5 protein-coding genes are annotated in these 7,258 nt (G+C 73.7%); all 5 read right to left on the reverse strand.

Features of this window, described 5'->3' with window-relative positions; translation table 11 throughout:
* Positions 1–10 precede the first annotated feature (10 nt).
* Positions 11–1,270, reverse strand: coding sequence for an aspartate aminotransferase family protein (locus IT347_07905; protein ID MCC6349498.1), 1,260 nt, complete (start codon positions 1,268–1,270; stop codon positions 11–13).
* A complete protein-coding gene (gene argB / locus IT347_07910; protein ID MCC6349499.1) occupies positions 1,263–2,081 on the reverse strand; it encodes an acetylglutamate kinase in 819 nt (272 codons plus the stop codon). Before argB ends, IT347_07905 begins: the two co-directional genes overlap by 8 nt.
* Positions 2,078–3,148, reverse strand: a complete 1,071-nt coding sequence (gene argC / locus IT347_07915) for an N-acetyl-gamma-glutamyl-phosphate reductase (protein ID MCC6349500.1) — start codon at positions 3,146–3,148, stop codon at positions 2,078–2,080. Before argC ends, argB begins: the two co-directional genes overlap by 4 nt.
* Positions 3,145–3,624 carry a hypothetical protein gene (locus IT347_07920; protein ID MCC6349501.1) on the reverse strand — a complete coding sequence of 160 codons (480 nt, stop codon included), beginning with the start codon at positions 3,622–3,624 and terminating at the stop codon, positions 3,145–3,147. Before IT347_07920 ends, argC begins: the two co-directional genes overlap by 4 nt.
* Positions 3,625–4,322: 698 nt before the next feature.
* Positions 4,323–7,022, reverse strand: a complete 2,700-nt coding sequence (locus IT347_07925) for a T9SS type A sorting domain-containing protein (protein MCC6349502.1) — start codon at positions 7,020–7,022, stop codon at positions 4,323–4,325.
* Positions 7,023–7,258 lie beyond the last annotated feature (236 nt).

A 7,258-nucleotide genomic window follows, 5' to 3' on the forward strand; every position in this document is an offset into this window, starting at 1 on the left:
CCGTGGGTGTTCACTTCGCGTCTCCCTTCGTGACGGCCGCCCGCAGGGCGGTGAGCGCGCGATCGAGCGCGCCGAGGGCTTCGGCGATCTCGTCGTGCGTGACGTTGAGTGGCGGCAGCAGCCGCACCGCACGCTCGCCGCCGCGGACGAGCAGCAGTCCCTGCTCGCGCGCCGCGGCGAGCAGTTGCGGGGCGCCGAAGCCGGCGCCGGGGTCCAGGTCCACGGCGCGCAGCAGCCCGAGCCCGCGCGATTCGCGCACCGCCGGCTGCTTCGCGGCGAGTTCCGCGAGGCCGCGCTCGAGCTCCGCCGCCCGTTCGCGGACGGTCTCGAGGAATCCGGGCGCGGTCACCTTCGCCAGCGACCAGCGCGCCGCGGTCGCGCACACCGGGTTGCCGCCGAACGTGCAGCCGTGCATGCCGGGGGAGAGCGCCGCCGCCGCGTCCGCGGTCATCAGGACCGCGCCGATGGGAAGGCCCGCGCCGAGCGCCTTGCTGACGACGGTGTACTCGCCGCGCACTCCGAAGTGTTCCTGCGCGAGGAGCCTGCCGGTGCGGCCCATGCCGGTCTGCACCTCGTCGAGGACGAGGGCGATGCCGCGCTCGGAGGTCCGCGTCCTGAGCGCGGACAGGAACTCCCGCGAGGCCGGAACCGCGCCGCTTTCGCCCTGAACGACCTCGACGATCACCGCGCAGACGTCCTCGTCGAGGATCGCGTCGAGCGCCGGCGCGTCGTTGAAGTCCGCGAAACGCACCCCGGGCACGAGCGGCTGGAACGGCTCGCGATAGGCCGGCGTGTGCGTGGCCGAGAGCGCGAAGCCGGTGCGCCCGTGAAAGCCGCCCTTGAAGGCGACGATGTCGCGGCCCCGCAATCCGCGCGCTTTCGCGCGCGCGCGCGCGAACTTGAGCGCGGCCTCGACGCCTTCGGCGCCCGAGTTGCAGAAGAACGCGCGATCGTAGCCGGTCGCCGCCGTCAGCTCGCGCGCGAGCGAGACGGCCGGGCCGTTGGCGAACAGGTTCGAGACCTGGCCGAGCGTCGCGAGCTGCGCCGCGACGACGGACGCGAGCCCTTCGGGCGCGTGCCCGAACGCGTTGACGGCGATGCCGCTGACGAAGTCGAGATAGGTGCGGCCGGCGGTGTCGGTGACGCGCGCGCCGCGGCCCGAGGCCAGCTCGAGACGCGGCAGCGGGTAGACGGGTGCGTGCGACGCGACCTCGTCCACGGCGAAGCCGGGCGCGATGGGCATAGCGTTCAGCAGGGCGGCGTCAGGCATGGGAGGCCTCCGGGGTGGCGACCAGCGTGGTGCCCGCGCCGGTTCCGCCGAGCAGGGCGGCGAGCGTCTCGGGTCCGTTCCAGCAGGCGATGTGGGCACGGCCGACGCCGGCCGCGAGCGCGGCGGCGGCGGCCCGCAGCTTGGGCCGCATGCCGCCTCCGACCTCGGGCCGCGCGAGCGCGCGCGCGATGGCGGCGGCGGGCAGCTCGCGCACGACGGCGCCATCGAGCTCGAGGCCCGGGGCGTCGGAGAGCAGCAGCAGATCGCAGGCGCCGAGCGCGGCGGCGAGCGCGGCGGCCGCGTCGTCGGCGTTCACGTTGAGCAGCGCGCCGCGGTACGCGCCCAGGCTGGCGAGCACCGGGGTGCGGCCGGCCGCGAGCAGCGATTCGAGCAGCGAGGGATCGGCGCCCGCGACCTCGCCGACGGCGCCGAGCGACGAGGCGCGCGCGTGCGGCCGCACGGCGAGCGTGCCGCCGTCGAGCGCCGCGAGCCCGACCGCGTCCACGCCGCGCTCGCGCAGCGCCGCGACGAGCCGCTTGTTGGCGAGCCCGGCGAGCACGGCCGCTGCGACCTCGAGGGTGGCCGCGTCGGTGACGCGCAGGCCGTCGGCGAAACGCGTCTCGAGCCCGAGCTTGAGGCACCACTGCGTCACCTCGGCGCCGCCGCCGTGCACGAGCACGGCCGGCCGGCCGAGCGCGGCGAGCGCGCCGGCGAACTCGGCCGCGGCGCCCGGGGTCTCGAGCGCGCGGCCGCCGAGCTTGAGGACCAGCGGCGGCGTGACGCCGCGGCCCGTCGCGGGAGCGCCCGTCACCAGGGGCTTCCGTGAACGGGCAGGCCCCAGCCCTCGGGCCAGCCGAGCAGCAGGTTCAGGTTCTGAATCGCCTGGCCGGCCGCGCCCTTGACCAGGTTGTCGATCGCGGTGGTCGCGAGCAGCGTGCGCCCGCCATGGACGGTCGTGACCGCGAGGTCGCAGCGGTTCGAGTTCTTGACCGCGCGCGTCTCGGGCCACGAGCCGGGCGGCAGCACGCGCACGAAGGTCTCGTCCCGGTAGCGGTGCGCGTAGGCGGCGTGCGCGTCCTCGGGCGCGAGCGGTCGCGCGAGCGGGGCCATGGCGGTGAGCAGGATGCCGCGCGCCATGGGCGCGAGCTGGGGCACGAACGAGACGGCGGTCGGGCGCGACGAGAGACGCGCGAAGTTGCGCGTCATCTCGGGCACGTGCGCGTGCACCTCGCCGGCGCGGTAGATGGCGGCGCCGCCGTCGAGCTCGACGAACGAGGTGCCGAGCGCCGCCTTGCGGCCGGCGCCGCTCACGCCCGAGAGGGCGGTGATGCAGGCGGTGCCGGCGAGCCAGCCGAGTTCGAGCGCGGGCAGCAGCGCGAGCGTGGCGGCGGTCGGGTAGCAGCCGGGATTGGCGATGCGGCTGGCGCCGGCGAGCGAGTCGCGGAACGCCTCGGGCAGGCCGTACACGTAGCCCTCGACGCCGTCGCGGTGGTCCTGCGACAGGTCCACGACGCGCGGCACGCGCGCGAGCCAGTCGGCGTGCTCGGCGGCGAAGGCGCGGAACGCGCCGTGCGGCAGGCAGGCGACGAGGGTGTCGAAGGCGCCTTCCTCGAACAGCGCGGGCAGCGCCTGGGGCTGCACCGGATCGGGCAGCTTCGCGAGCCGCGAGTCGAGGCCGGGCATGAGCTCGGCGGCGGGCCGGCCGGCGTGCTCGCGCGAGACGAGCGCGCCGACGGCGATGCCGTCGTGGGCGATCGAGAGCCGCACGAACTCCTGCCCCGAGTAGCCGCTGGCCCCGAGCACGGCGACGCGCGCGTTGCGGCGGGCGACGCCGTTCGCGGGAGCGGTCGAGAGCGCGGGCAGGACGGGAGCGGTCACTGGGTACCTCCGGTTCGGCCGGCGAGGGCGTCGAGATGACGCTTGAACCGGCGGGCGGTGGACTTGTCGGCCAGGATGCAGAGCACGGTGTCGTCGCCGGCGACGGAGCCGACGAGGCCCTCGAACTCGAGCAGGTCCACGGCGCGCGCGACGGCGCTGGCGTGGCCGGGCGGGGTGACGACGACGGCGAGGTTCTGCGCGAGGCGCGTCTCGTTGACGAACACCTTGAGGTCGAGCATCTGCCGGCGGTGGTCGAGCGCTTCGACGGCGGGCGTGGGCAGCTCGTACCAGGCCTGTCCGCTGGCGGCGCGCTTGGCGACGCCGAGGCTGCGCAGGTCGCGCGACAGCGTGGCCTGCGTGACCTCGACACCGGCGCGCGACAGGGCGCCGGCCAGCTCCTCCTGACTGGAGAAGCGGCGCGCCTCGAGGAGCTTGCCGATGAGCGTCAGGCGCTGCGAGCGGTTCGGCGTGGCCACGGGGCCTCCGTTGGGCGTCTGCATAACTATTCCGAGTGATGCATAAAATCACTTGTCGGCGGGGAGGCGCAAGAACTTTCTCGACTTTTCTCCGAGCGGGCCTCGCGAGGCCGGGCCCGCGGCCTGGCTCGCGACGGTCGCCCCGCGTGGCCGGAGCCGCGCCTGGCTCGCGACGGTCGCCCTGCGGGTCGCGGGCCCGCGCTTGGCTCGCGACGGTCGCCCTGCGGGCCGGGGAGCGCGTGAATCGGGGGACGCTGCGCTTCGGCCATCCCTGGCCTCCGCTTCGCTAGGCTGGCGACGCGCTCCGCCGGCCCTGGCTCCCGCGCGTCGCCAGACTCCCCCGATTCACGCGCTCCCCGGCCCGCAGGGCTTGGAGAGGGCGCGTGATGGGACCAGCGGATTTGCGCCCTTCGGAGCGCAGGCGGTGGGCGGGTGGACAGGTCGCGTATGGGCGGAGTCGCGAGGGGCGCGGGAGCCAGGGATGGCGAAGCGCCCCGAGCGCCTAGCGAGCCGAGGACAGGATGTCCGAGGTGAGCGTCCGCCCATACGCGACCTGTCCACCCGCCCGCCGCCGGGGCCCCGGTGGTACGAGTCAGCTGCGACTGGCGACGCCCGCCCACCACCGCGACCGCCGGAAAGCCGGCGGGCCGCGCTCGGGGGGAGCGCGGCCCGCGGGGGGAAGCGGCGTGCGGCCGGAGCTAGCGGGTCATCACCAGGCGCCGGGTCAGGCTGCGGCCGGCGAACTCGAGGCGGACGAAGTAGGAGCCCGCGCGGACCGGGCTGCCGCCGGTGTCGCGGCCGTCCCAGAAGACCGACTGCGCGCCCGAGGAGCGATCGCCGTCCACCAGCGTGCGCACGCGGGCGCCGGCGAGGTCGTAGACGCTCAGCTTCACGCGGCCCGGATTCGGCAGCGAGAACGCGATGCGGGCGCTGCCGCGCGCCGGGTTCGGCCACGCGGGTGCGAGCGCCAGGCCGCTCAGGTGCTCGAGCACGCCCGTGTTGCCCGCGTTGACCGTGACGTTGTAGCAGCACTCGCCCACCACCACGCCGCCCGGCGTCGTGAGCGTCAGGCAGATCGTGTTGACGCCGGCCGCGGCCGTGTCCGGCACCGTCACGTTCGCGGTGTAGAACGCCGAACCCTCCGCCGGGATCGCGATCGTCGGCGTGCCGCTGACCGGCCAGGCGCGCGTGCTCGAGAGCGAAACGCCGTAAGTCCCCGCGAACAGCGGGCTGTCGTTGGCCAGCGTCCAGCCGGCGGTGGTCGCCGCGTCGGCGTCCACCGTCGTGTCGTTCGGGCACGAGCTGATCGAGCTGGTCGTGAGCACCGCGGTCGTGAACACGTCCACGCTCGGGTTCGAGGCGCGCGCGTCCGCCCAGGTGGGATGAATGCGCGTCGCGCTCGCGGTGATGTGGCTGTAGTCGCCCTCGTTCGGGGCGATGTTGACCGGCGCCGTGGTGAAGTTGAGCTGGACGCTCGTCACCCGCTGGTTCGCGGCCCAGGTCGCGCCGCCGTCGGCCGAGCGCGTCAGGTAGATGTGGGCGCGCGAGCCGTAGGTGTCGTCGCGGTGGTCGAACCACATGCCGTAGGGCATGCCGTCGCCGCCGACGCCCACCTCGGGAAGCCAGTTGTCGAAGCCGACCGCGTCGTCGTTCATCCTCGTCGGGGTGGACCAGGTCGAGCCGTCGTCCGACCAGGCCGTGAACGCGTCGCGCTGATCGCGGCCTCGTTCGGAGGCGGTGGCGCCGAACGCGGTGCGGATGCGGTAGAACATCTGCCGGCGCGAGATGCCGGCGATGCGCACGAAATAGGTTCCGCTGGTCGGGGCCGTGTAGGCGAACACCGAGCTGGTCTGGGCCGCGGTGCTGTCGGTCTTGCCCGTGTAGCACAGGCGCTGCGAACCGTCGGGGTTGGGGGCGAAGAGCCGGAGCGTGAACGCGCGACTCGTCGTGAAGGAGTCGGCCCACGCGAGGAACCGCTCCCCGGCGTTGAGCGACACCGAGAAGTAGTCCTGGTCCGTCACGCTCGAGGTGGTCTGCAGGTTGCCGCGCAGGATGTTGCCCACCGTGAAGGCGTTGGCCGTCGCCGTCGTGTTGTTCGAGGTGTTGTTGCCCGCGACATCCGACTCCGACCTGGCGCCGAGGGCGGTGAAGGAGTCGTCGAGCCAGTCCCAGGACTCGTTCCAGGTCACGTACACGCGCCCGCGATGGGCACCGCTGGTGCGGTCCACGGCGATCGAGGGGAACGACAGTCCGCGTTCACGGTTGAAGGCCGGGGCGCCGGTCGTGTAGTTCGAGATGAAGGCGGCGGCGTCCGACTGGGTGCCGAACGAGACGCCGCCGTCCGTCGAGCGGCGGAAGCGCATGTAGTCGTTGTCGTTGATCTGGCCGATCGCCGACCACACCACGTCCACCTCGCCGTTCGGACCGACCGCCGGGCGCGAGCCCTGCACCCAGCCCTCGTCGAACGCCGAGGACAGCGTCAGCGCGGCCGAGAACGTGCGTCCGCCGTCGGTCGAGCGGTAGAAATCGATCTGGTCGCCCGTCACGGTGAACGTCGTGTTGGTCACGTAGACGTTGCCGGTGAGCGAGTCCACGGCGATCCACTGCTTGTCGAGGAAGAAGCTGGCGTTCGAGGCCGAGCGCACGACGAACACGCTGTCGAACGCGAACACGCCGCCCGTGAAGCGCCCGCGCGCGACGCCGATGGCGTTGTTCGAGGCGTTCGGGTTGGCGAGGCCGCAGTACCAGAACTCGCCGGTCTTCTCGTTGACCGCGACGACCGGGTCGCTCGTCCATTCCCAGGCCGGGTAGGCGGGCGGATGAGGAATGTCGCCGCCGTCGGTGAACGTCACGCCGCCGTCGCTCGACCAGCCGTAGCCCTGCGTGTCGCCGCCGCTCGTGAAGCCCTGGCCGTCGTTCCAGGCGACGAGCACGTTGTCGCCGAGCGCCGCGATGGACTCCTCGCACTGCCCGGCGTTGGCGGCGTCCCCGGCCGGGTTGTTGGTGCGCACGTTGAGCGGGATCGAGGTCGTGGCCTGCGCGCCCGTCGGAAGGGCGGGCCGCGCGGGCGTGCCGACGCCGGCGGGCAGTTCGGCTTCGTCGAGAGTCGGGCGCTGCGCGCGGATGCCGGCCAGCTTGCGCTTCGCGGCCTTGTTGCCGCGCGCGGCGAGCTTCTCGAGCTTCGCGCGCTCGCGGCCCGCCACGATCTTCGCACGGGCCTTCTTCAGGATCATCAGGCGGTGGAGGTTCTTGAACTCACGGCGCTGGACTTCCAGCGGCGGCGCGGCGCCTGGCACGACGGGCGCCTGGGCGCGGGCCGGGGCCGGCAATGCGACGACGAGCGCGAGAAGGGCGGCAGCGGCGGCGCGCCCGGCGGCGAGGGCAAGGCTGCGGAGCATGGAGAAGTCTCCCGGGGTGATTCGTCTGTCGAAGCGTCGCTGGAAACTGCGGGGGCTTGCCGGGGGAATCGGGCTGCAAGCAGGACGCCGCCCGGAGCCTTCAACTAAAGGGGCTTCCGAGAATGGTGTGGCTGGAATCATGCGCCTGACCACGCGCAGGCGGGGTAGAGGTCGAGTCCGCCGCAGTGGAAGTAGATCGCGATGCGGAAGCGCGCGCGGCTGCGGAACCCGCAGGC

The sequence above is a fragment of the Candidatus Eisenbacteria bacterium genome (assembly GCA_020847735.1).
Lineage (GTDB): Bacteria > Eisenbacteria > RBG-16-71-46 > RBG-16-71-46 > RBG-16-71-46 > CAIXRL01.